Genomic DNA, 22,721 nt, shown 5'->3' with positions numbered 1-22,721 from the left:
GCCCGCCGGCACCCGGTAGCGTCCCCGGCCGTGCCCGAACGAGCCGTCGCCGCTATCGACTGCGGCACCAACTCCACCCGCCTACTCGTCGCCGACCTCGACGGCCGCCCGCTCGAGCGGCTCATGCGGATCACCCGTCTCGGAAAGGGCGTCGACCAGACCCGGACCCTCGATCCTCAGGCGGTCCAACGGACCGTGGCGGTGCTGCGGGAGTACCGCGAGGTCATGGACCGTCACGGGGTGGGCCCGGTACGGATGACCGCCACCTCGGCGGCTCGCGACGCCAGCAACCGCCAGGAGTTCTTCTCGGCCGCGACCGAGGCCGCCGGCGCGGCCCCCGAGCTGCTGACCGGCGACGAGGAGGGCCAGCTGTCGTTCGCCGGCGCCACCGCTCAGCTCCCCGCCGGAGGCCAGTACCTGGTGGCCGACATCGGCGGCGGCTCCACCGAGCTCGCGGTCGGACCGGGCCAGGGCCGGCCCGTCGCCGTCCGCTCCCTCGACGTGGGCTGCGTGCGCCTCACCGAACGGTTCCTTCACGCTGACCCGCCGGAACCGGAAGAGATCGCCGATGCGACCGCCGAGGTGGACCGCCTGCTGGCGGCGGCCAGCCGCGACCAGCCGGCATTCGGCCAGGGCCGCCAGCTGATCGGCCTGGCCGGCACCGTGGCCGCCCTGGCCGCGCTCGACCAGGGCCTGGTCGGCTACGACCGGGACGCCTTGCACCACTACCGGCTGACCAGGGAAGCGGTCGACGGCCTGCTCGCCGCCCTGGCCTCCGAGCCGGTAGCCGCCCGGGTCGCCCGCCCGTCGATGGAAAAGGCCCGGGCCGATGTCATCGTCGGTGGTGCGATCGTCCTCTCGGCGCTCCTACGCCATTTCCAGATGGGGGAGTGCCTCACCTCGGAGGCCGACATCCTCGACGGGCTGGTCATGTCCCTCCTGCGCCCGGCCACCTGAGCACAGCCCCGATCCGTCAGATCGCCCCGAGCCGGCCGAAGAGGCCCAGCCCCAGACCCGCCTGTACCATCTCGGCCATGCCGATTGTCGAGCGCCTGCTCCTAGGGCCTGGCCCGTCTAACCCTTACCCGGAGGCCACCGAAGCGCTGGGTCGCCCGCTGCTCGGTCACCTCGACCCCGAGTTCCTGCGGATCCTGGACGAGACCTGCGACCGGTTGCGCTCGGTGTGGCAGACCGCCAACCCGCTGACCCTGCCGGTGTCGGGCACCGGTTCGGCCGGGATGGAGGCGGCGTTCGTCAACCTGGTCGGCCCCGGGGACGTCGTCGTGATCGGCGTCAACGGCCTGTTCGGGGAGCGGATGTGCGACGTCGCCGCCCGCTGCGGCGCGGAGGTGGTGAGGGCAGAAGCGCCGTGGGGCCAGCCCCTGGAACCCGCCGCGGTCCTGGCCGCGCACCCGTCGCCCAAGCTCATCGCTTTGGTTCACGCCGAGACCAGCACCGGGGTCCGCAACGACGTCGAGGCCGTGGCGGCCGGCAAGGGCGACGCGCTGGTCCTCGCCGACTGCGTGACCTCCCTGGGCGGGATCCCCGTCGACATCGACGGATGGGGCGTCGACGTGGCCTACAGCGGCACGCAGAAGTGCATCGGCGTGGCCCCCGGGCTGGCCCCCTTCACCATGAGCCCCCGCGCCTTCGAGCGGCGGGTCCCCAAGCCCCAGAGCTGGTACCTGGACCTCGGGATGATCGGCGACTACACGTCCTCGACGACCCGCAAGTACCACCACACCGCGCCGGTGGCCATGGTCGCCTCCCTCCACGCCGGCCTCGGCGCCGTGCTGGAGGAAGGCCTCGACGCGGTGTGGGCCCGCCACGAGGCGAACGGCCGGGCCCTCCAAGACGGCCTGGAAAAGCTGGGCCTCGAGTTGTGGGCGGCCGCCGGCCACCGCCTCCCGGAGCTGACCACGGTCAAGATCCCCGACGGCGCCGACGACGTCACCGTGCGCCGAGCGCTGCTCGAGGACTACGGCATCGAGATCGGCGCCGGCGCCGGAGCCTTCGCCGGGAAGGTGTGGCGGATCGGCTGCATGGGCCACAACGCCCGGCCCCAGACCGTCACGCTGCTCCTGGCCGCGCTGGCCGAGGTGCTCGGCCGGTGATACCGCCCGGCGCCCGGCGATGAGCTGGGGGGCGCCCCGGTCGTCGGGGTTGGAGCTCGCGGGGCGGCGCGTCGTGCTGCGCCCGCTGGTCGTGGCTGACTTCGAGGCGTGGCGAGAGGTCCGTCACCGAGCCCGCGACTGGCTGGTGAAGTGGGAGCCGAGACCGCTGCCCGGCCAACCCGACGCCACCGAGGACCGCCGGGTGTTCGCGGCGCGCTGCGGCGCGAGGGAACGGGAACGCCAGCTCGGCACCGGCTACGGCTTCGGGGTGTTCGTCGGCAGCCGGTTCGCCGGTGAGATCAACCTGTCGTCGGTGCAGCGCGGCCCGTTCCAGAACGCCTACGTCGGCTACTGGGTCGACGAGGCGATGGCCGGCCACGGCTACACGCCGGAGGCGGTGGTGGTGATCTGCCGGTTCGCCTTCGAGGACCTAGGGCTGCACCGCCTGCAGGCGGCGATCATCCCTCGGAACCGCCCCAGCCACCGGGTGGCGGAGAAGGTCGGGCTTCGCAACGAGGGCACCGCCCTTCGGTACCTGGAGATCAACGGGGTGTGGGAGGACCATGTCCGCTACGCCATCACCTCCGAGGACTGGGCTCAGCGGCGGGACTGGTATCTGCGGGAGTGGATCCTTCCCGCTCCGCCACCCCGGCGGGCCTGATGCCTCAGTTGGGGGTGACGACGGCGGGGGAGTGGCGGAAGAACGCCTCGACGTCGGCCTCGTAGCGGTAGGTAGGGACGATCTCGCCGACCACCGCCTTGAGCCGGCGGCCCTCCACGAACTCCTGGAGGGCGCTGAGCGAACTGTGGGTGTAGCTGAAACCGGCCCGCAGCAGCTTGCGGGTGTCGACCCCCCGCCCGTAGCGGAGGAGGTCGATGATCTCGGGGGCCATGCCGAGCCCGATCCGTGACAGGGGCGCGAGGGCCAAGCCGGTGGCGAAAGGAGGCAGGAGGAAAGGGGCCTTGCCGGCGAGGGCCAGCACCTCCGACCAGGGGATCCGCCCGGCGCCGGCCACGTTGAAGATCCCCGACAGGTTCTCCTGCTCGACGGCGAACACCAGCGCCCGTACCACGTCGTCTTGGGCCACGAACTGGATCTGGGGGTCGAACCCGGCGATGCGGGGAGCCAACGGCAAGGTCAGGGCCCGCCCGAGGGGGGTGTCGATGTCGGCGCCGAGGACGCTGGCGAAGCGCAGGGTGACGGTCCGGACCTGGCGGTTGTCCTCCACGAAGGCGTTCAGGTAGGACTCGACCTCGAGCAGCGAGCGCTCCACCCGGGTGCGGGCCGGGGCGACGCGGGGGGTCTTCTCCGAGAACCAGTAGGGGTCCTTCGGCCCCGCTCCGTACACCAGCGTCGAGGACTTGACGATCAAGGACCGGACCGGGCTCCCAGCGGCGCCGACCGCGGCGAGGAGGTTCAAGGTGCCGATCGTGTTCAGCTCGTGGATCCGGCGGTCGCCGCCGCGGGTCGAGTCGACGATCATCCCGGCGTGGACGACGGTGTCGACCTGGGTGGCGGTGACCAGCCGGGCCAGGATCGAGTAGGTCTCGTCGGCGCGGACGAACTCGGTCCGCTCGAGGGCCACCACCGGGGCGTCGCTGTCGAGGCCGACGATGACCTCGACGTCGGGGTGCGACTCCAGGGCTTGAGCGATCCGCCCTCCCCAGAACGAAGCGATGCCGGTGATCAAGATCCGCCGGCCCACGCCCCTCACCCGAACCAGACGCTGCGGCGGTGGCGCAGCAGGTCGTAGATCTCGACCTGCATCGCCTGGCGGATCTTCTCGGCCTCGTCGAAGACTTGGCTGCGCGGGTAGCGCTCCTGGTCGGGGGGCACGTCGAAGGTGATCGGGTCGAGGACCCGGAAGCGGATCTTGGCCGGGAAGTAGCCGAGCAGGCCGAGCGGCCCGAGGAGCAACATGTTGGCGGTCAGGGGTACATACGGGACGCCGAGGAGACGGGCCAACGTGGCGGACTTGGCCAGCATCGGCATGGCTTCCTCGCTGCCGATCACGACGATCGGCACGATCGGCACGCCGGCCCGCATGGCGATGTCGACGAAACCGCCCCGACCGAACCGGCGCAGCTTGTAGCGCTGCGAGTACACCTTGCCGGTGGCTTTGGTCCCCTCGGGGAAGACCAGCGCCAGCTGGCCCTCGTCGTGCAACAGGCGGTACGCGTTGTCGGGGTGGGCGGTGACGCCCCCGCCGCGGGCCCACGCCGTGCCCACCCCAGGGAACCCACGGAAGAAGTAGTCGGCGAGGCCGTATACGGGGCGGTCTAGCTCCTGCTCGATGCCGTGCATGATGAGCGGCGCGTCCACCGGGATGGCGCCGGCATGGTTGGCGACGAGCAGCGCACCCCCGACCGCCGGGATCTTCTCGAGGCCCTCCCACTCGGCGCGGAACCAGTGCTTGTAGAGCGGGCCGTAGAGCCGAGCGATCAGCGCCCGGGCCTTGGCGCTGCGCCCCCACTGGTCGATGTCGGTGACCCGCCCGTCCGGCTCAGGCTCGGGCGGGTTGGCCGCCGGCCTGAGAGGCAGGAGAGCCCCGTGGGTGGTCTGCTCGATCGAACGGCCCTGTGGCATCGCGGTGCCGATGCTACTGCTGGCGGCGGCTCGGCCCGCGAGCGATGCGCCCGGCGCGCTCCGGCGGCCCGTAGCGCCACACGACGGTCCCCTCGATGAGCGCGGCAGGGACCGGACCGAAGGTCCGGCTGTCGGTGCTTCGCGCCGGGTTGTCGCCGCGCACGTCGAGCCCGGCGGGGCCGAGCGCCGCCACCCGCTTGACGAGGAGCTCGCCCTCCGGCCGGCGGGGGTCGTGCAGCGCCACGACGGCACCGGTGCGGGGCGCCACGCCGGCGAGGACCAAGAGGCGGTCGCCTGGCGCGAGAGTCGGCTCCATGCTGGCGCCGCGCACCTCGACCCGGCGCGGTCGCAGGGCGGTCAGGACCGCTGCGGCCAGCGTGATCACCCACAGGGTCACGGTGGCTGCGATGGCAGGCTTGGATCGCTGGGTAGTGTCCGGGGGACAGAGCACAGCTCCGATCATGACCAAGGAGAGATCCTCATGCCCATCCTGTCCCGCCTCATCGGCCTGGCCGACTCGGTCCGGCCCCCTGCGACCGTCCACGCCCACTGCGACCTGCCGTGCGGGGTGTACGACCCGGCGCAGGCCCGAATCGAAGCGGAGTCGGTCAAGGGCTGCATGGAGAAGTTCAACGGCTCCGACGACCAGGTGTTCAAGACTCGCGCCGTGCAGATCAAGGAGGAGCGGGCCGAGCTGGTGAAGCACCACCTGTGGGTCCTTTGGACCGACTACTTCAAGCCGCCGCACCTCGAGAAGTACCCGCAGCTCCACGAGCTGTTCTGGAACGCCACCAAGGCCGCCGGCGAGGCCAAGAAGACCACTGATGTCAAGGTCGCCGACGACCTTCTCGGCCAGATCGCCGAGATCGACAAGATCTTCTGGGAGACCAAGAAGTAGCAGCGACCCCGGGCTGGTTGCCCGACTGACACCCGAAGATCCCGGCTCGGTACCCGAGCCGGGATCTTTTCTTGTTACCAGAGGTTTGCGTCCCGGCTGACACCGGGTAGACGATGATTACCGCTGTGGCTGCCCCTGCAGTGGAACAGCTCGGGAGGCGGTCCCCCTGTCCCCGCCCCTTCGACGGGGGGATCGCCCCGAGCACCTTCTGGGCAAGGGCGCCAGCCGGCGTTCAGCCGGTGCGGCGATCAGTCGTTGATGGAGCCCTTGACGGTGGAAGCGGTGGCGACCAGGTGCACCGTGCCGAGCGGGATGCCGGCGGTGAGCGCCGTGGTGCCGAACGCCTGGTCGAGGGCGGTGGCGGCGGTCTGGGTGAGCTTGGCCACCGTACCGTCGAGGGTCACACCGTTGCTGGTCGGCGTGACCTTGACGGCGCTGCCGTCGAGGACCAGCAGCGGAACGCCGATCTTCCCGTTGACGGTTCCGGTCAGGATCGAGTCGCCCGGGTCCACCACGAAGTCGCTCAAGGTCACGGTCTTGCCGCCGGCGGTCAGGGTGATGCCAGACCCCTGGTGGATGATCGAGCCGACGATGTAGCCAGGCTTGTAGCTGGTATCACTGTGGATGGCTGCGAAACCGCCGGTGATCGGGAAGCTGACGGTGCTGCCGTTCAGCGTCGCGGTGCCGTAGGTGCCGAGCGTCACGCCCAGACCGGTCAACGCCTTCACGGTGCTGGCGTCGAGGGCGACGTTGGTCGCCTGTCCGCCGAGGCGGCTGATGGCGGTGGTCTTGTCGGTGTAGGTGGTGGCGGTGCCGCTGGCGACTAGGTGCACCGTTCCGAGCGGAAGACCGGCCTTGACGGCGGTGGTGCCGAAGGTCTGGTCCAGTGCGGTGGCGGCGGTGTTGGTCAGCTCGGCGACGGTGCCGTCGAGGACTACGTTGCCGCCCGACATGCTGACCTTCACGTGGGAGCCGTCCAGATACAGCAGCGGGACGTCGGGCTTGCCGCCCACGGTGCCGTAGAGCATCGAGTTGCCGGGGTCCACGACGAAGTCCGACAGGGTCACGGACTTGCCGGCGCCCGAGATGGTCAGGCCGGAGCCGTCGTGCTGGATCGATCCCACGATGTAGCCGGGGGCGTAGGAGTGGTTGCTGTGGATCTCGGCGTAGCCGGAGGTGATCGGAAACGTCACCGTGGAGGTGGCGCTGTCGAAGCTGGCGGAGCCGGAGGGGGCCAGCGTCAGGCCGAGGCCGGTGAGGGCCTTGGCTGTATCAGGGTTGAGCGTCACCGACGTCCCCTGCCCGGTGAGGCTGTTGATCGCGGTGACCGTGTCGGCCGCCGCCGGGGCCGAGCTCGCGCTGCCGGCGGCGGTGGTCGGAGTGGAGCTGCTAGCCGACGAGCCGCACGCCGTTACCGTAAGTCCTAAGCCTGCCACCAGGGCGACCGACGCATAGCGCTTGAGGCGCATGATTCACCGTTCCTTCTTCTCGTCGTGCGCATTCGAGGGCTGCACACTGATCGTGAAGTGTTCGGTGCGGTCGGCCGACCGGATGACACTTTCCGGGAACCATCCTTGTGACGTAAGGCTCACCGACGATCGTGGGCCGGTCGAATCCCTCTATTCGGAGTGGATCTGCCTCGACGATTCGTCCAATCCGGCGGCCGCCTTACCGGCACGTCCCTCCGCCACCGCCGCCTTGGCGAGGGGGACATAGACGATGATCGACAGCCACCCGAGCGTCAAGCCGATGACCGCCGCGACCCACGCCAGCACCAGCGCGCCGCGATGCCACCCGACGGTGGAGTGCCCGGCCAGGAACAGCGGGAACGCCACCATCAGCCCGAAGGCGCCGGCCTTGCCGACCATGGTGACGTCGATGCGCCGGGCCCCGGCCAGGGCCAACCCCACCGCGGCGGCCGCGACCAGCCCCTCCCTAGCCAACGCGATGACCGCGACGGGGACCGGGACCGCGCCGACCGCCAGGATCCCGATCGTCGCGGTGGCGAGCAGCAGACGGTCGGCGGTGGGGTCGAGGACCTTGCCGAGCGTGGTCACCTGGTCGAGCCGGCGGGCCAGCTGCCCGTCCACCCAATCGGTGGAGCCGAGCGCGGCGAGCAGCACGGCGGCCGCGAACCAGTCGCGGTGGTGAGGCTGGACCAGCAGGTAGACGAAGAGGGGGATGAGCACCAGGCGGATGGTGGTGACGACGTTCGGCAGGGACAGGATGCGGTCCTCCCCGGTGCGGCGTCTCATGCCGGTGCAGCTGCCGGCTGGTGGGGGACGGGATTGCGCGCCAACGGTCTCGGGCCTCCGGTACGGGTCGGGGGCGCGGCGGTACGGTCGGCGCGCCCCGGGGCGACGATACTTCGGCCGCGACGGAGCGGACCCTGCCGCGTCGTCTGGCGGGCGCAAGTAGTTCCCAAAGTCCCGGCCCGACAGGGCCGTTGGTACCTGCCCCGGTGCCGGCGAGGCGCCGTAACGTCCGGGCGATGGAGCGTCTGAGCGCCCTCGATGCCGGGTTCGTCGATGCCGAGGACATCGACCGGCACGTCTCGATGGCGATCGCTTCTATCGCGGTGTTCGAGGGGCCGGCCCCCACCTTCGAGGAGCTCTGCGAGCTGATCGCCGGGCGCCTGGCGCTGGTCCCCCGCTACCAGCAGAAGCTGCGGCGGGTGCCTCTGCGCCTCGGGGCCCCGGTGTGGGTGGACGACCCCCATTTCGATCTGCGCCACCACCTTCGACGCACGGCCCTCCCGGCGCCCGGCGGCGACGAGCAGCTCCGATCGCTGATGGCCCGAATCATGGCCCAGCGCCTGGACCGGGACCGCCCGCTGTGGGAGTACTGGCTGGTCGAGGGTCTGGAGCGGGGCTGCTGGGCGATGATCGGGAAGGTGCACCACAGCATGGTCGACGGCGTGTCGGGCACCGACATGTATCGGGTGTTGTTCGACCTGTCTCCGGAGCCGTCCCGGCCGCCGGTGGACCCTCGGCCTCTGGCCGATGAACCCTCGTCGTTGGCGCTGCTCGCCCGGTCGGCGCTCGACTCGCTGCTCCTGCCGCTCGCGGACGCCCGAGCGGCGGCTGGGATGGTCGGCCATCCGCGTCGCCTGGCCCAGCGGGCGCTGGTGTCAGCACGAGGGGCGCGGGCGCTGGCCGGGGCGCTGCGACCCGCGTCACCGTCGACGCTGAGCGGAAGGATCGGGGGGCAGCGGCGCTACACCTGGGCCCGGGCGTCGATGGCGGACGTCCTCACCGTGAAGGCCGCTTTGGGTGGGACGCTCAACGACGTCGTCCTGGCCGCGATCACAAGCGGGTACCGGTCGTTGCTGCTGTGGCGCGGCGAGCAGCCGCTGGCGCATGTCGTGCCCAGCCTGGTCCCAGTCTCGCTTCGCGCCCCCGGCGGGGAGGGGGTCTGCGACAACGAAGTGTCGGCGCTGGTCGCGGACCTGCCGGTCCACCTGGCCGACCCGCTCGAGCAGTTCGAAGCCGTCCGGTCCCGCCTGTCGGCCCTGAAATCAGACAACGAGGCCGCGGTGGGGGAGGGCCTGGTGATGCTCACCCGCTACGTGCCCTACGCCCTGTCGTCGCTTGCCCGGCTGGTGTTCCGGATGCCCCAGCACCAGATCGTGACGGTCACCACCAACGTTCCCGGGCCCCGCCAGCCGCTCTACGCCCTCGGGCGCCGGCTGGTGGAGATCCTGCCTTACGTGCCGATCGCCACCACCATCCGCACTGGCGTCGCCATCTTTTCGTACTGCGACGGGGTGACCTTCGGTATCACCGGCGACTACGACACCACCCCCGACCTCGAGGTCCTGGCCCGGGGCATCGAGGCGGGGATCACCGCCTTGGTGAAAGCGGCCACCGAGCGGACCTGAGAAGACCGACAGCGGGCGATCGCCGCTGGCTGCCAGTCAGGAGCGGGCCAGGGACACGCCGGCGAGCTGCGGCGGGTGCTCGCCGGCCGGGACCGGTCGGGAAAACAGGAAGCCCTGTGCGTGGTCGCAGTGGAGGGCCCGCAGCGATTCGAGCTGGGACGGGTCCTCGACCCCTTCTGCCGCGACCTCGAAGCCGAAGGTGTGGGCCATGGTGATGATCAGCTCGACGAGCTGGTTGGACTCGCTGATCGTCGAGATGTAGCACTGGTCGATCTTCAAGATGTCGATCGGGAAGGTCCCGAGCTGGGCGATCGAGGTGTAGCCGCTTCCGAAGTCGTCGAGGGCGATGCGCACGCCGAGCCGTTTCAGCGCCTGCAGCCGGCGGGCCGCGGTGGCGCCGGTGACCATCACCGTCTCGGTCAGCTCGAGGATCAGCTGGGGCGGGTCGATGCCCTCGGTGGCCAGCGCAGCCTCGACGTCCTCCAACAGCTGCGGGGTGTTCAGCTGGCGCCCGGACACGTTCACCGCCACCGACACCCGTTCGCCGTGGTCTGCGTTGCGGTTCCAGCGGGCAATCTGGCTTACCGCCTCCAGCAGCACCCAGCGGCCGAGGTCGATGATCAGGCTCGACTGCTCGGCCACGGGGACGAACTCGCTCGGCATCAGCCGCCCGTGACCGGGCCGGTCCCAGCGCACCAGCGCCTCGTAACTTTGGATCTCGCCGGTCTCGACCCGGATCACCGGCTGATAGTCGAGGCTGAACTCGCCGTTCACCAAACCGTGCCTGATCGCTTCCTCCAGCTCCGACTTGGCCTGCAGGCTCTCGCGGAGGGCGACGTCGAACACCTCGACGGTGCCCCGCCCCGCGGCCTTCGCCCGGTACACGGCCGCGTCGGCCTCGCCGAGCAGAGTCTCTGCGGTGGTGCCGGGCTCGGTGGCGAAGGTGATCCCGATGCTGGCGCCCAAGTGGACCTGGTTGCCGGCCACGTCGATGGGCTGCTCCAAGGTCGAGATGAGCCGCTCGGCCAGGGCCACGATGTCGGCCTCCGCCCCCGCCGGTTCGACGACGACCACGAACTCGTCGCCGCCGAGGCGGCACACGACGTCGCCGGCGCGGACCTCCGCTTGCATCCGCCTGCTCACCGCGTTGAGGACCTCGTCGCCGGCTGAGTGGCCGTAGGAGTCGTTGACCGACTTGAAGCCGTCGAGGTCGACGAACAGCAAGCCGACCGCCTGCCCGGTCCTGGCGGCCCTGGCCAGTCCCTCGTCCAGGCGGGCGAGCGCGGCCGCTCGGTTGGGTAACCCGGTGAGGGGGTCGTGGGCCGCCTGGTGAGCCAGGCGGGTCTGCAGCGCTTCGCGCTCGTGGATCGTGTCGATGATCCGCCCGACCGACGCGTGCATCATCTCGCCGAGGCGTCCCGGGAGCGGTTCTCCCAGCCGCTCGCTGGTGAGGTCACCTGCCGCCAGGTCCGAGGCTTGGGCCTCGACCCGCCGGAGGCTCGCGGCGGCGAGGCCCAGCGCCGCCCCTGCCGTGCGCACCTCGGCGGGACCCTCGGCAACGACCTCGACCAGGTTGCCCTCGCTGATCTGCTGCGCGGCGGCCGCCAGCCGGCGCACGGGCCGCGTGATCGTCCGGCTGACCAAGAACGCCACGCCGAGGCTTACCAAGATGACGACTCCCGCCTCGACGACCGCCAACCAAAGCAGGGCTACGTCGGCGTCGCGGTCGTGGACCGCGATCGCCACCGCTTCCCCAGAGGCCTGCTTGAGAAGCGCTCCCATCGCGGTGTTGCGGGCGCCGTCGGCCTCGGCGACGTTGAGCAGCGTGGTGATGCTCGTCGCGGAGTGGCTGACGGTCGGGTCGACCAGAGCGTCGTATGCCTGCTCCGATTTCGAGTTCTCGATGGCCTGGAAGGTTCGGGCGAGATCGCCGCGGAGGGACGCGGCCCGCTCGACCGCGCCGGCGTAGGCGACCCACGTTGTCGGCCAGTCTGCTCGGTTGGCTCCGACCACCGACGCCATGTAGGCGGGGGTCTCTACGCCGGCGGCGGCATCGAGGTCGACGGTGATGTCGAGCTGCTGGACGGCCTGGCGTTCGTCGTTGTGGATGTCGCCGGCGGCCAGCTGGTTGGCCACCGCCAGCTCGGCCTGACCCATTGCCCGCAGCGCCCGGAGCAGCACCCCGGCGGTGGGAACGAGACTGGCGTCCCCCACGGTGGCGGCCCGCACCGCGGTGCGCAGGGTCGCTTCGGCTTGCTTGGTCGCCGCGGTCAGCTGCGGTGTCGCGCCACGCAGGTCGAGGGTCTCGAATGCGTGGAAGGCCGGAACGGCCTTCGTCTCGAGGGCGGAGGGAGGGAATCCGGCGGTTACCAGCGCCTGGGTCGATGCCGGGACGTGGAAGCCGGGCGTCAGCCCGGCGTTCTGCCCGATCCCGGTAGCCATAACCGGAAGGTAGAGGTTGAGACTCGCGGAGCGGGCTGCATTGACCGCGGCGAGCATCTGGATGGTGCGCATCGTCCGCAGGTCGGTGGAGGCCTGCTGCCCGGCGCTTTGGACCCGGGCCCCGGCCAGCAAGGTGACCGCGATGAGCGGCACCGAGACCAGCGCGACGAGCAGCGTCCGGATCGACCGGTGCCGCCCGTCGCCTGGACCTCGCGCGCTTTGGGGCATGTCGGACACTTCGGCACGTCGGCCCGCCGACTCAACCAGTCCGAGTGCCAAGTCGGGCAATCACCGCGATGTGCGAACGGCTTTTGCCTCGGGGGGCGGTTCGGCGCGCCGGACGTGGGCGCGGAGGGAGTCGAACCCTCATGCCCGAAGGCCGCGAGGTTTAAGCCCGCTGTGTCTGCCGTTCCACCACGCGCCCGGGTGGGTACCTCCCGAGTCTGCCACCCCCACCGCCGGGCAGTCAGAACTCGACGCGCACCGTCTCGTCCTCCACCCGCTCCTCCCGCCTGGCCATGTCGATGAGCTGCTGCTTGTCGGCGCTCGACAGCGGCGGCTGGAGGATGGTGCGAGGCCACAGGTGGCGGGCCCGCACCACGTTGTACTCGGCGCAGTAGAGGGTGAGACGGGCCGCCAGGTACATGAACCCGAGGATCGCCAGCACCGTGCTGAGCGTTCCGTACAGCGCCGAGGAGTGCTTGAGCTGGTGCTCGACCAGCCCGAGCCCGACGCCGGTGAGCACGGTCCACACCACCCCGGCCGCGATCGCCCCCCGGGTGAGGTCGTGGCTTTTGACCTCGGAGGGGGTCAGCATCCGAAACGACATGAAGAACAGCCCGGCGTTGACGACGAAGGCCAGCACGGACGCCAGCACCGGCCCTACCGGCCCCCACCCGAAGATCGACGACAGCGACGAGATGTAGGTGGATGCCACCACCCCTACGCCGAACGCGGCGTACCACTTGAACGTCGTCGCCAGGCGGAGGACGAAGCCGGGCCTTTCGCTGTTGGGGATGTTCCACACCTCGGCCATTACGTGTTGCAAGGTCTGGGCCAAGCCCTGGGCCCCCCAAGCCAACCCCAGCAGTCCGACCACCAGAGCGGGGATCGAGCCGTTCAGGCGGCCTTTCTCCACGTCGGCGAGCGATGGGCCGAGGATCGGGAAGGAGCTGAGGTGGCGGTCGAGCTGCGAGACGATCGAGCTTCCCGGCGACAGGATGAACAAGACGACCGAGAAGAACACCAGCATCAGCGGGAACACCGACAGCAGGCCGTAGTAGGCGACCAGCGCCGCCTTGTTGCCGCCCCGGTCGTCCCCGTACTTCTTGTTGACCGCCCACGCGACGGCCAGGAGGGGCTTGCGCTGCTGGTAGCGGTCGACCCGGCTGATCAGGTCTTTCAGCGCCTCCATGCCAGTGACGTACCCCGCTTAGCCGCGTTTCACCCTGGTTGGTAGGTTGGCCGGGTGCTGGCCGTGGTGTGCGCCGTCGTCGCTGCGCTCATGTACGCCGCGGCCTCGGTCCTCCAGCAGCGCTCGGCGGCCGCGCAAGGCCACGAGCATTCGCTTCGACTTGGCCTGCTCACCCGGCTGGTCCAAAACCCGGCGTGGCTGCTCGGGATAGCCGCGGACGTCGCCGGATACGTGCTGCAGTTCGTGGCTTTGAGCCTCGGCACGCTGGTTGTGGTGCAGCCGCTGCTCGTGTGCGGGCTGCTGTTCGCGCTGCCGATCGGGGCCCGCGTCGGCGCGGCCCGGTTGCACCGATCGGACTGGGCGGCGGCGGTGGCGGTGTGCCTCGGGCTGGCGGTGTTCTTGACCATCGCCCGGCCGGCGAACGGCCACCCCGATGTACGCACCGGGACCTGGATCGAGCTGCTCGTGCCGTCCGCCGCGGTGTGCGTGGTGCTGCTGGCGATCGCCACCAAGGGCCACCGCCAGACCAGGCACAAATCCGTTCTGCTGTCGGCGGTGGCCGGCATCTCCTACGGCGTCGCGGCTGCGCTGACCAAGGCGGTGGCCCACCAGCTGGGTCGGGGTATCCCGACGGTCTTCTTGCACTGGCAGGTGTACCTGCTGGCGGTCGTCGGTGTGGGCGGGATGCTGGTGGCCCAGAGCGCCTTCCAGGCCGGCACCCTTGACGCGTCCCTGCCGACCATGACCGTCGTCGACCCGATCGTCAGCATCCTGATCGGGGCGTTCGCGTTCGGGGAGTCCATCACCATCGGCGGCGGGCGCGCCGCGATCGAGGTGGTGGCTCTTCTCGTCATGAGCGTCGGGGTGTTCGCCCTGGCTCGGACCACCGCGGTCCAGCATCTCCACGGCGACTCACCGACCAGGGCCGCCTGACGTAGGGCGCCCGCGGCTCCCGCTTCGACGTCCAGTCGACCACCCCACGCGGTGGCGGAGGGGACGTGGAGGGGAGGGAGGCGGCCTGTCGGGCCCGGTTTGCGGCCCGCAACATCGGGGCGTGCCGTAGTGTTCGGTTGCCCATGCGCATCTCCGACGCCGACCGCCAACGGGTTGTGGAGGAGCTCGGCCAGCACCTCAGCGCCGGCCGGCTCGACCTCGACGCGTACTCCGCGCGGATCGAGGAGGTGATGGGGGCCGAGACCCTCGCCGACCTCGATCACGCCCGGCGGGATCTGCCGTTCATGCGGGTGATCCCCCCCGGGGATCGGCGGGGGAGCGCGGGGGCCCTCCCCGGTCCCCCCGGCGCGAAGCTCACCGGAGGGCCGTGGCGGGCCCGGGCGGTGCTGATCTTGGTGATGCTCCTCGTCGTCGTCGGGGTGCTGGTGGCGGTCTTCGCCCAGGCGGCCTACGTCGGCATCCTCATCGCTGGCTGGGTGCTCGGCGTGGCCCTCGGGCGGGCCTCGCCCGGCCGGCGTTGACCTGGTAGCACCACCCCCTCCCCGTTGGCAGCCTTCACGATCATCGCCCTGCTCGTCGGCGTAGCCGGCGCGGTCGGCCGACCCTTCCGTCTCCCGAGCGGCGTGGTGCCCCTCATCGCCGCTGGCGTCGTGCTCCTCGCCGGCGGCCTGTCCCTCGGCGCGGCCCGCCACGCGTTGGACCCGCTCAGCGAACCGGTCGGGTTCCTGCTCGCCGCGGTCCCCTTGGCGGTGCTCCTCGACCGTTACGGGTACTTCTCGGCGGTGGCCGGGCTGCTCACCCGCGGCGAGCGGGGGGTGGGCGGCTTGTGGGTGCTGGCCGCGGCGGTGACCACCGTGCTCAACCTCGACGCGGCGGTGGTGCTTCTCACCCCGCTCTACGTCAACATCGCCCGGCGCTCCGGCCGCGACGCCCTGACCCTCGCCCTGATGCCGGTCCTCCTGGCCTGCCTGGCGTCCTCCGCCCTCCCGGTGTCCAACCTGACCAACCTGATCGCGGTGTCCGCCACCGGCGCGTCGACGGGCGGCTTCCTCGCCAACCTGGCGCTGCCGTCGCTGGTCGCGACCATCGTCGGTTGGGTGTTCTACCGGCGCCGGCCGCTCGAGGCCGCGCCGGACCCCGGCGGCCGAGCAGCCCCGCCCGGCGAGCGAGGAGCCCCGCCCGGCGGCGGCGCCGGCGAGCCCCCCGAAGCGGCCGCCCCGGCGTCGACCCGCCGGGTGCTCATCGTCGGGACGGTGATCGTGGTGCTGGTCCTGATCGGCTTCACCGCCGGTCGGCTGGTCGGGCTCTCACCGTGGATGGTCGCCCTCGGCGCCGACGTGGTGCTCGTCGCCATCCGCCGCGAGCTGCCGCTGCGGGCGGTGCCGGTCGGCACCGCCATGGTGGCGGTGAGCCTCGGGGTCCTGGCGTCAGCGGCGGTCGTCCACCTGCCCGTCCACCGGTTGCTGGCCGGGACCAGCACCCTGTCGCAGGCCCGGATCACCGCTGTCATGGCCCTGGCCGCCAACGTCGCCAACAACCTCCCCGCGTTACTGGTAGCTGTTCCGACTCTCGGTCACCGGGTATCTCCGACGTTGTGGTCGGTGCTACTCGGCGTCAACATGGGGCCGGTCCTGCTGGCCACCGGCTCGCTGGCCAGCCTGCTGTGGCTGGACGCCCTGGGGCGTCTCGGGGTTACGGTCAAGGCCAGGGACTTCTCCGCGGCAGGCGTGCGCATCGGGCTGCCGGCGCTGCTGGCCGCCACCGCGGTCCGCTTGGGCCTGCACGCCGCCGGGGTGAGCTGAACCAGCGCCGGTCGGCTACACCTGGCAGAGTCCGCTGTCGGGACCAACCGAGACACAGAGAGGACACGACATGCCCCACCGCTCGTTCTTCGAGGACATCGACCCGATCCGCTTCCGCGGCCCCGATAGCGACGATCCGCTGTCGTTTCGCTGGTACGACGCCGATCGTGTGGTCGCCGGACGACGGATGGAGGATCACCTCCGGCCCGCGGCGTGCTACTGGCACAGTTTCGTGTGGCCGGGCAGCGACATGTTCGGGGAGGGCACCCTCGAGCGCCCCTGGAACGATCCTGCCTTGGACCCGATGGACGCCGCGACCGACAAGATGGCCGCGGCGTTCGAGTTCTTCGAGAAGCTGGGGGTGCCGTTCTTCACGTTCCACGACCGCGACATCGCTCCCGAAGGCTCCTCGTTCAAGGAGAGCTGCCGCAACCTGGACCAGATGGTCGACGCGGCCGCCGAGCACATGGAGCGCACCGGCGTCCAGGTCCTGTGGGGGACCGCCAATCTGTTCTCGCATCGCCGGTACGCGGCGGGGGCGGCCACCAACCCGGACCCGGAGGTGTTCGCCTACGCTGCGGCCCAGGTCTGCCACGCCCTTGAAGCGACCCACCGCTTGGGTGGTGACAACTACGTCTTGTGGGGCGGCCGGGAGGGCTACGACACGCTGATCAACACCGACCTCCGCCGGGAGCTGGACCAGTTGGCGAGGTTCCTCCACCTGGTGGTGGAGCACAAGCACCGCATCGGGTTCGAGGGGACCATCCTGATCGAGCCCAAGCCTTCGGAGCCCACCAAGCACCAGTACGACTTCGACGCCGCGACGGTCGCGGGGTTTTTGTCCCGTCACGGTCTCGACGAGGTCAAGGTCAATCTCGAGGCCAACCACGCGACCCTCGGCGGCCACAGCTTCCACCACGAGGTCGCCGCCGCCGCCGCTTTGGGGGTGCTCGGCTCGATCGACGCCAACCGGGGGGACGCCCAAAACGGGTGGGACACCGACCAGTTCCCCAACTCCGTGGAGGACCTGTCGCTCGTGATGTTCGAGATCCTCCGGGCCGGGGGGCTCGGGCGGGGCGGCTTCAACTTCGACACCAAGCTGCGCCGGCAGTCGACGTCGAGGGATGACCTGTTCTACGGGCATATCGGCGCGTTGGACGTCCTGGCCAGGGCGTTGCTCGTCGGGGCGTCGCTGCTCGAGTCCGGTGACCTCGAGGACCGCCGCCAGGCCCGGTACGCCGGATGGGGCGGCCCGCTCGGCGAGGACATTCTGGCCGCCGCGCTGTCGCTTCCCGACCTGCACGCAATGGTCACCGACCGCGACCTCGACCCGAAACCGGTGTCGGGCCGCCAGGAGCTGCTCGAGAACCTCGTCAACCGCCACATCGAACGGGCCAGGTAGCCAGGAGATGGCGGTGGTGCTCGGCGTCGACAGCTCCACGCAATCGACCAAGGTGGAGATCCGCGACGTCGACGACGGCACAGTGGTGGCAACCGGGCGCGCCCCCCACCCGCCGGCTCGACCGCCTAGAAGCGAGCAGCCTCCCGGCGGGTGGTGGGACGCCCTGCGGGCCGCTGTCGCGGCCACCGGCTGCCGGTCGGTTGACGCGGTGGCGATCGCCGCTCAGCAGCACGGGATGGTCCTGCTCGACCGCCGCGGCGGCGTGCTGCGAGACGCCAAGCTCTGGAACGACACCGAGTCGGCGCCCCAAGCGGCCGCCATGACCCGGCAGCTGACCCCGGAGGGCTGGGCGCAAGCCGTCGGCTCGGTGCCGCTCGCGGCGTTCACGATCGCCAAGCTGGCGTGGCTGGCCGCCACCGAGCCGGAGGTGCTGGCCGACGCGGCCTGCGTGCTGCTGCCCCACGACTACCTCGACCACCGGCTGACCGGGGCGCTGGCCACCGACCGGGGCGACGCGTCCGGCACCGGGTACTTCGACCCGGTGACTGGCCGGTGGAGGACCGACCTGCTCGAGCGCTTCGTCGCAGCAGGCCCGTGGGAGGCGCGCCTGCCGGAAGTCCTCGGCCCCCTCGAGCCCATCGGGCTGGCGTCCGACGCCGGCCGTGACGCGCTAGGGCTGCGCTCCAACCCTCTCGTCGGCCCCGGGACCGGCGACAACATGGCCGCGGCGCTCGGCATCGCTCTCGGGCCGGGTGACGTCGCGGTGTCGCTCGGTACGTCGGGGACGGTGTTCGCGGTCCACCCGCAGCCCACCCAGGACCCGTCGGGGGCGGTCGCCGGCTTCGCCGACGCCAGCGGGGCCTTCCTCCCCTTGGTGTGCACCCTCAACGCCACCCGGGTCACCGCCACGGTCGCGGGATGGCTCGGCGTGTCGGAGGACCAGCTGAGCCGGCTCGCGGCGGGAGCGGCGCCCGGAGCGAGCAGGGCGGTGCTCGTCCCGTACTTCGACGGGGAGCGGACCCCCAACCGGCCGGGCGCGTCAGGGACCCTGGTCGGGCTCGACACCGCCACCACCCGCGAGCAGATCGCCCGGGCCGCCTTCGACGGCGTCGCCTGCGGGCTGCTCGACGGGCTCGACGCCTTGGTCGGCGCGACCGGGATCGCCCCCAGGCGGATCTTCCTGGTCGGTGGGGGCGCCCGGTCCTCCGGGTACCAGCGGGCGGTGGCGGACCTCTCCGGCCTGCCGGTGGTGGTCCCCCGCCACGACGAGCACGTCGCCGCGGGTGCGTGTGTCCAAGCTGCGGCCATCCTCTCGGGTCGGTCGTTGGCCCAGACCCAGCAGGACTGGAGCCTCGGGGAGGGCACCACCGTCGCGCCTGACACCGAGGTCGACCGCCTCGGGCTGAGGGACCGCTACCGAGCCGCGGCCGCCCGCCCCGGCCCGGGGGAGGCCTGACGGGCTCCAACGGCGAGGGGGCCGCTACTTGAGCAGCGGGAGGGTCCCGGCGTTGGTGAGCTCCACCCACGTGTTCCCCGGCGCCAGCGGGATCGGCTGGCCGGCGGAGTCGGTGTAGGTCGCTGGCGTCGTCAGCGAGGTGCGCTTCCAGGTGCCCTGGACCACCTTGCCGCCGCTCAGCACCCACACCGGCCCGGTCCCGAGCAACTGCCCCTCGGGGATGATCGTGAACACGCCGCTCTCGTAGCCCGTAGCCGACGTCGTGTACTGGACGGGCTGGACGATCACGTTGGTGGCGGTCACCTGACGGCCGGTGATGTCGGTGTCGGGCGCGCCGTTTTGCACCCGGGTGTAGACGCCGGCCGCGGCGCTGTAGGTCCACGACACCGACGTCGCGGGCCAGCCCACCGACACCGACGTAGCGCTCCCGACGCCGGGGTTGGTAAGCGGCGCCGAGCCCGGGCGGTAGGCGAACAGCGGTGCGGGCGGCGCGGACGGAACGTCCACCGCGGCGTCGGCAGCCGGGCTGGTGTACAGGTTGTGCGGCACCACGTGGGGGCCCTGGCGCACGAAAAGATCCGGCCGGTTGTCGATGTCGATGTCCTGGATCGGCTGGGCCCGCAGCTGAGGCAGGAAGATGGCGTTGGCGCCGGCGAAGGCCAGCACCGGGTGGTTGAGGTCGTCGGCCAGGGCGATGTCGGTCAGCCGCCCGGAGCGCACCGGTCCGACCTGAGCCGGGTACACCGACTGGTACACCGCGGCCAGCCGGGTGAGGCCGCCTTCGACCATTTCCTCGTAGACCACGTCGGCTTGGACCACCCCGGTCTGGGGGAGCGCGCCAGCGACGTTGTCGATCTTGACCACCACCGCCGGGGCCCGCAGCTGCGCCGCGGACTGCGGTGGCAGGCCGGTTAGCGGCGACACCGCAGCGGCCGGCGTAGCTGGCTGCCCGGCCGTCGTCGACGACGTCGATGTGGTGGCCGCTTCCGACGTGGGGGGCGTCGCGGCGTGGTGGCTGCTGGCGCCGCAGCCGGCGACGGCGATTGCGCTCAGCGCTACGCCGACGGCGGCGGCCCGGCGGCGGGGGCGGCGGGGTTCGGCACCAGCGGTGAGCATCCCCGGATGTTAGGTGGGCATGGCCTCGCCTACGGGCCATGCCGGCGCCGGCGGGCCCCTACCGGCGTGGGCGGGCCCAACCGGCGTGGACCGCCCGGCGTAGCCTCAGCCGAGGGTGATGACCACCTTGCCGAACTTGCCGCCGGCCGCGAAGTGGTCGTAGGCGGCGGCCGCTTCCTCGAGGGTGAAGGTGGCGTGGACCGGCACCCGCAGCCGGCGGGTGGCGAAGAGGGGAAGCACGTGTGCCTCCATCCGTCGGGCCGCGTCGGCTTTCTGCTCGAGCGGCCGGGCCCGCAGCGTCGAACCGTGGATCCGGGCCCGCTTTCCCATCACCGCCAGCAGGTCGATCTCGGCCTTGGCCCCGCCGCCGACGCCGATCACCGCGATGCGCCCGCCGACGGCCAGAGACTCCAGGTTGGCTGCCATGTTGGGGGCGCCGACCAGCTCCAAGATGACGTCGTAAGGGCCGTGGCCGGCCGATTCGGACGGGGCGATCACGTGAGCCCCGAGCTCCGCGACCGACGGACGAGCCTCCTCGTTGCGCACGGTGGCGGTCACCGCGGCCCCGGCGGCGACCCCGAGCTGCACCCCGGCCGTCCCGACGCCGCCCGCCGCCCCGTGCACGAGCAGCCGCTCGCCTACACCCAGCCCGGCCTGGCTGAACAGCGCATCGTGGGCGGTGGTGAACACCTCGGGCAGGCCGCCGGCCTCGGCCCACGAGAGCGGCTCGGGCACCGGCATGGCCTCCCGCTCGTGGAGGACGGCCAGCTCGGCTTGAGCGCCGCCGCCGACCACGGCCATGACCCGGTCACCGAGAGCGAAGCGGGTGGCGCCGGGCCCGAGCCCGGCGACCTCGCCGGCGAGCTCCAGGCCGGGGATGTCGGCCGGCACGCCCGGCGGGGACGGGTACAGCCCCCGCTTTTGGAGCATGTCGGCGCCGTTGAGGCCCGCGGCGCGGACCCGGACCAAGATCTGGCCTGCGCCGGGGACCGGGTCCGGGTGCTCGCGGATCTCGATGGTGTTGTCGACGACCGTCGCAGCCCGCATCAGGCGCCGGTCCCCTCGACGCGGCGCCCGGGTCGACCGGTATGCAGTCCGATTCTCATGACCGCATCCTTACCACTGGCGGTCAGCTGACCCGGCCGCCGCTCAGGAGATCGCTCCAGTAGATGCTCTCCACCCTGACCACCTGGCCGGTTGACGGCGCGTCGATCATGTCGCCGCCGCCGACGTAGATCCCCACGTGCCCGACGTTGTCCGGGGTGCCGAAGAACACCAGGTCGCCCGGCTGCAGCTGGCCGATCGCCACCCGGGCGGTCATGTCGTATTGGTCCTGGGCCAGGTGCGGGAAGGAGACTCCGGCCGCCTGGTAGGCCCGCATCACCAGGCCCGAGCAGTCGAAACCGGACGCGTAGGGGCCGGCCCCGGCCCACACGTAGGGGGCGCCGAGCTGGGCCCGGGCGTAGGCGATGGCCGTCTGGGCCTGCGAGGCGCTCGGCGGGGGCGGGGTCACCGCCACCGTCGTCGGGGTGGTCGGCGTCGGCACGGTCGGGGCGGGCACGCTCGGGGTGGGATGGACCGTCGGGTGGGTGGGCTGCGTCGTCGCTGGGGTCGGGACGGTGGGACTGTCGAGGGAGGGAGCGGGCTGGGCGGCGTGACCGGCGGAGCTTCCTGGCGGGGGGGAGGTGGAGGGGCCGGGCGAGGTGGAGGGGCCGGGCGCGGCGGTGACCACCGCGGGCGCGGGTGGCGGCAGCTGGCCCTGCGCCGCCAGCGTGGCCTTTTCCTGCTGGGCGGCGGCCTGGGCCTGCGCGGCCTCGGCGGCGGCGACGAGGACCGCCATGTGGCCCTGGATGCCGGCGAGGGTGGTCTGCTCCCCAGCCGCGGCGGCGGTCGCCGCGTTCCGGTCGGAGGCCAGTTGAGCGGCCGCGTTTTGGGCTTCGGCGAGGGCGGCGGTGAGTTGCGCTTGCTGCAGGGTCTGCTCGTGGCGGAGGGTCCGGTAGGCGGTGATGGCGTCGCGCTGGCTCCCGGCGATGATCTCCCCATAGGCGCCGATCAGGCTGGGGTCGGCGGCGTCGTCGCCGGCCGACACCGGGGCCAGGCCACTGTGGCCGCCGTTGGTGTACGCGTCGAGGGCCTGCTCGATGAGCAGAGCCCGGGCCGCGGCCAGCTCCTTGTCGGTAGTGGCGGCGCGCGCCTGGGTCGAGGCCAGCGACGAGCGCACCTGACCGAGATGGATAGTGGCAGCGTCGGCCTGCTCGGAGAGCTGGTCGATCTGCTGGCCCTCCACCCTGATCTTGGTGGCCAGCTCGCTCGCCTGGGCCTCTGCGTCGGCCAACGACGGGTCACCGGCCGACGGCGCAACCGACGAGGCGGCCGGGGACGCGGCGGCTGCGGGGGCCAGCCCGGCGCTGAGCGCGGCCGCGACCACGGCGGCGGCCATCGCCGCTCGCCGCCCGGCGCTGCTGGCTGTTGGCGCTGCGCTCACCGCGGCTCCTGGCTCCCGGCCGGCACCACCCGATGGGCGGCGCTAGGCGTTCGGCACCGATAGTCGCCGGTAACACTAGCCTCAACACCCTCAGCAGTCACATCCACCCCTCTGGTATCGGGTCGTCGCGGCTGTCGCTTTAGCGCCCCCGCGTCACGGTCGAGGGCCGGC

General features: G+C 71.7%; 20 protein-coding genes and 1 tRNA gene. 10 read left to right on the top strand and 11 right to left on the bottom strand.

All coding sequences use genetic code 11. The annotated features are described in order from the left end of the window. The first annotated feature begins 30 nt into the window (after nt 1-30). From K6U06_RS22040 to K6U06_RS22030, 3 genes are all read left to right on the top strand, one after another. Nucleotides 31-957 carry a Ppx/GppA phosphatase family protein gene (locus K6U06_RS22040; protein ID WP_262324139.1) on the top strand — a complete coding sequence of 309 codons (927 nt, stop codon included), beginning with the start codon at nt 31-33 and terminating at the stop codon, nt 955-957. A 77-nt stretch (nt 958-1,034) separates the two neighbouring features. Further along, nucleotides 1,035-2,114, top strand: a complete 1,080-nt coding sequence (locus K6U06_RS22035) for a pyridoxal-phosphate-dependent aminotransferase family protein (RefSeq protein WP_262324138.1) — start codon at nt 1,035-1,037, stop codon at nt 2,112-2,114. 19 nt (nt 2,115-2,133) lie between these two features. After that, the gene (locus K6U06_RS22030; protein WP_262324137.1) at nt 2,134-2,775 is read left to right on the top strand and encodes a GNAT family N-acetyltransferase; all 642 of its coding nucleotides are present in this window, start codon (nt 2,134-2,136) and stop codon (nt 2,773-2,775) included. Nucleotides 2,776-2,779: 4 nt separating this feature from the next. Here K6U06_RS22030 and K6U06_RS22025 read toward each other — a convergent pair whose 3' ends face one another. From K6U06_RS22025 to sodX, 3 genes are read right to left on the bottom strand one after another with little or no spacing between them, the layout of a single operon-like run. Then, nucleotides 2,780-3,829, bottom strand: coding sequence for an NAD-dependent epimerase/dehydratase family protein (locus tag K6U06_RS22025; RefSeq protein WP_262324136.1), 1,050 nt, complete (start codon nt 3,827-3,829; stop codon nt 2,780-2,782). After that, nucleotides 3,826-4,701 carry a lysophospholipid acyltransferase family protein gene (locus K6U06_RS22020; protein WP_262324135.1) on the bottom strand — a complete coding sequence of 292 codons (876 nt, stop codon included), beginning with the start codon at nt 4,699-4,701 and terminating at the stop codon, nt 3,826-3,828. Before K6U06_RS22020 ends, K6U06_RS22025 begins: the two co-directional genes overlap by 4 nt. Before the next feature lie 13 nt (nt 4,702-4,714). Then, on the bottom strand, nt 4,715-5,098 hold the full coding sequence (gene sodX / locus K6U06_RS22015; protein ID WP_262324134.1) for a nickel-type superoxide dismutase maturation protease: 384 nt from the start codon (nt 5,096-5,098) through the stop codon (nt 4,715-4,717). Nucleotides 5,099-5,182: 84 nt separating this feature from the next. Here sodX and sodN point away from each other — a divergent pair, with 84 nt between their 5' ends. Continuing rightward, nucleotides 5,183-5,599, top strand: a complete 417-nt coding sequence (gene sodN, locus K6U06_RS22010) for a superoxide dismutase, Ni (protein WP_262324133.1) — start codon at nt 5,183-5,185, stop codon at nt 5,597-5,599. A gap of 248 nt (nt 5,600-5,847) precedes the next feature. On the opposite strand, the gene K6U06_RS22005 is transcribed toward sodN, so the two are convergent. After that, a complete protein-coding gene (locus K6U06_RS22005) occupies nt 5,848-7,068 on the bottom strand; it encodes a hypothetical protein (protein WP_262324132.1) in 1,221 nt (406 codons plus the stop codon). A gap of 150 nt (nt 7,069-7,218) precedes the next feature. Then, the gene (locus tag K6U06_RS22000) at nt 7,219-7,854 is read right to left on the bottom strand and encodes a CDP-alcohol phosphatidyltransferase family protein (RefSeq protein ID WP_262324131.1); all 636 of its coding nucleotides are present in this window, start codon (nt 7,852-7,854) and stop codon (nt 7,219-7,221) included. A gap of 236 nt (nt 7,855-8,090) precedes the next feature. Here K6U06_RS22000 and K6U06_RS21995 point away from each other — a divergent pair, with 236 nt between their 5' ends. Next, entirely contained in the window at nt 8,091-9,479 is a 1,389-nt protein-coding gene (locus K6U06_RS21995; RefSeq protein ID WP_262324130.1) for a WS/DGAT/MGAT family O-acyltransferase, read from the top strand. Between the two features lie 36 nt (nt 9,480-9,515). Here K6U06_RS21995 and K6U06_RS21990 read toward each other — a convergent pair whose 3' ends face one another. From K6U06_RS21990 to K6U06_RS21980, 3 genes are all read right to left on the bottom strand, one after another. Further along, on the bottom strand, nt 9,516-12,149 hold the full coding sequence (locus K6U06_RS21990) for a putative bifunctional diguanylate cyclase/phosphodiesterase (protein WP_262324129.1): 2,634 nt from the start codon (nt 12,147-12,149) through the stop codon (nt 9,516-9,518). 115 nt (nt 12,150-12,264) lie between these two features. Next, a tRNA-Leu gene (locus tag K6U06_RS21985) sits at nt 12,265-12,345 on the bottom strand. Between the two features lie 42 nt (nt 12,346-12,387). Next, nucleotides 12,388-13,335: a YihY/virulence factor BrkB family protein gene (locus K6U06_RS21980; protein ID WP_262324128.1), complete on the bottom strand. Its 948-nt coding sequence runs from the start codon at nt 13,333-13,335 to the stop codon at nt 12,388-12,390. Nucleotides 13,336-13,389: 54 nt separating this feature from the next. On the opposite strand from K6U06_RS21980, the gene K6U06_RS21975 reads away from it, so the two are divergent. From K6U06_RS21975 to xylB, 5 genes are all read left to right on the top strand, one after another. Next, entirely contained in the window at nt 13,390-14,268 is an 879-nt protein-coding gene (locus K6U06_RS21975) for a DMT family transporter (protein WP_262324127.1), read from the top strand. 143 nt (nt 14,269-14,411) lie between these two features. Further along, on the top strand, nt 14,412-14,810 hold the full coding sequence (locus tag K6U06_RS21970; RefSeq protein WP_262324126.1) for a DUF1707 domain-containing protein: 399 nt from the start codon (nt 14,412-14,414) through the stop codon (nt 14,808-14,810). Between the two features lie 24 nt (nt 14,811-14,834). Continuing rightward, on the top strand, nt 14,835-16,091 hold the full coding sequence (locus K6U06_RS21965) for an SLC13 family permease (protein ID WP_262324125.1): 1,257 nt from the start codon (nt 14,835-14,837) through the stop codon (nt 16,089-16,091). Between the two features lie 70 nt (nt 16,092-16,161). Then, on the top strand, nt 16,162-17,493 hold the full coding sequence (gene xylA / locus K6U06_RS21960; protein ID WP_262324124.1) for a xylose isomerase: 1,332 nt from the start codon (nt 16,162-16,164) through the stop codon (nt 17,491-17,493). A gap of 7 nt (nt 17,494-17,500) precedes the next feature. Beyond that, the gene (gene xylB, locus K6U06_RS21955; RefSeq protein ID WP_262324123.1) at nt 17,501-18,949 is read left to right on the top strand and encodes a xylulokinase; all 1,449 of its coding nucleotides are present in this window, start codon (nt 17,501-17,503) and stop codon (nt 18,947-18,949) included. 24 nt (nt 18,950-18,973) lie between these two features. On the opposite strand, the gene K6U06_RS21950 is transcribed toward xylB, so the two are convergent. The 3 genes from K6U06_RS21950 to K6U06_RS21940 form a co-directional block, all read right to left on the bottom strand. After that, nucleotides 18,974-20,065: a DUF3048 domain-containing protein gene (locus K6U06_RS21950; RefSeq protein WP_262324122.1), complete on the bottom strand. Its 1,092-nt coding sequence runs from the start codon at nt 20,063-20,065 to the stop codon at nt 18,974-18,976. Nucleotides 20,066-20,170: 105 nt separating this feature from the next. Then, nucleotides 20,171-21,112, bottom strand: a complete 942-nt coding sequence (locus K6U06_RS21945; protein ID WP_262324121.1) for a zinc-binding dehydrogenase — start codon at nt 21,110-21,112, stop codon at nt 20,171-20,173. 82 nt (nt 21,113-21,194) lie between these two features. Then, nucleotides 21,195-22,550 (bottom strand): C40 family peptidase, encoded by a 1,356-nt coding sequence (locus K6U06_RS21940; protein ID WP_262324120.1) that lies wholly within the window; start codon nt 22,548-22,550, stop codon nt 21,195-21,197. Between the last annotated feature and the right edge of the window lie 171 nt (nt 22,551-22,721).

The sequence above is a fragment of the Acidiferrimicrobium sp. IK genome, from assembly GCF_025499425.1.
GTDB lineage: Bacteria > Actinomycetota > Acidimicrobiia > Acidimicrobiales > Palsa-688 > Acidiferrimicrobium.
Note: the sequence above shows the minus strand (reverse complement) of the source record. Positions and strands in the feature narration are given on the sequence as shown.

Excerpts from the sequence above, each read along its gene's own strand:
- K6U06_RS22005 (WP_262324132.1), bottom strand. The coding sequence starts at position 7,068 with ATGCGCCTCAAGCGCTATGCGTCGGTCGCCCTGGTGGCAGGCTTAGGA.
- K6U06_RS21990 (WP_262324129.1), bottom strand. The coding sequence starts at position 12,149 with ATGCCCCAAAGCGCGCGAGGTCCAGGCGACGGGCGGCACCGGTCGATC.
- xylB (WP_262324123.1), top strand. The coding sequence starts at position 17,501 with ATGGCGGTGGTGCTCGGCGTCGACAGCTCCACGCAATCGACCAAGGTG.
- K6U06_RS22000 (WP_262324131.1), bottom strand. The coding sequence starts at position 7,854 with ATGAGACGCCGCACCGGGGAGGACCGCATCCTGTCCCTGCCGAACGTC.
- K6U06_RS22035 (WP_262324138.1), top strand. The coding sequence starts at position 1,035 with ATGCCGATTGTCGAGCGCCTGCTCCTAGGGCCTGGCCCGTCTAACCCT.
- xylA (WP_262324124.1), top strand. The coding sequence starts at position 16,162 with ATGCCCCACCGCTCGTTCTTCGAGGACATCGACCCGATCCGCTTCCGC.
- K6U06_RS21945 (WP_262324121.1), bottom strand. The coding sequence starts at position 21,112 with ATGCGGGCTGCGACGGTCGTCGACAACACCATCGAGATCCGCGAGCAC.
- K6U06_RS21995 (WP_262324130.1), top strand. The coding sequence starts at position 8,091 with ATGGAGCGTCTGAGCGCCCTCGATGCCGGGTTCGTCGATGCCGAGGAC.
- K6U06_RS21950 (WP_262324122.1), bottom strand. The coding sequence starts at position 20,065 with ATGCTCACCGCTGGTGCCGAACCCCGCCGCCCCCGCCGCCGGGCCGCC.
- K6U06_RS22020 (WP_262324135.1), bottom strand. The coding sequence starts at position 4,701 with ATGCCACAGGGCCGTTCGATCGAGCAGACCACCCACGGGGCTCTCCTG.
- K6U06_RS21970 (WP_262324126.1), top strand. The coding sequence starts at position 14,412 with ATGCGCATCTCCGACGCCGACCGCCAACGGGTTGTGGAGGAGCTCGGC.
- K6U06_RS21980 (WP_262324128.1), bottom strand. The coding sequence starts at position 13,335 with ATGGAGGCGCTGAAAGACCTGATCAGCCGGGTCGACCGCTACCAGCAG.
- K6U06_RS22030 (WP_262324137.1), top strand. The coding sequence starts at position 2,134 with ATGAGCTGGGGGGCGCCCCGGTCGTCGGGGTTGGAGCTCGCGGGGCGG.
- sodN (WP_262324133.1), top strand. The coding sequence starts at position 5,183 with ATGCCCATCCTGTCCCGCCTCATCGGCCTGGCCGACTCGGTCCGGCCC.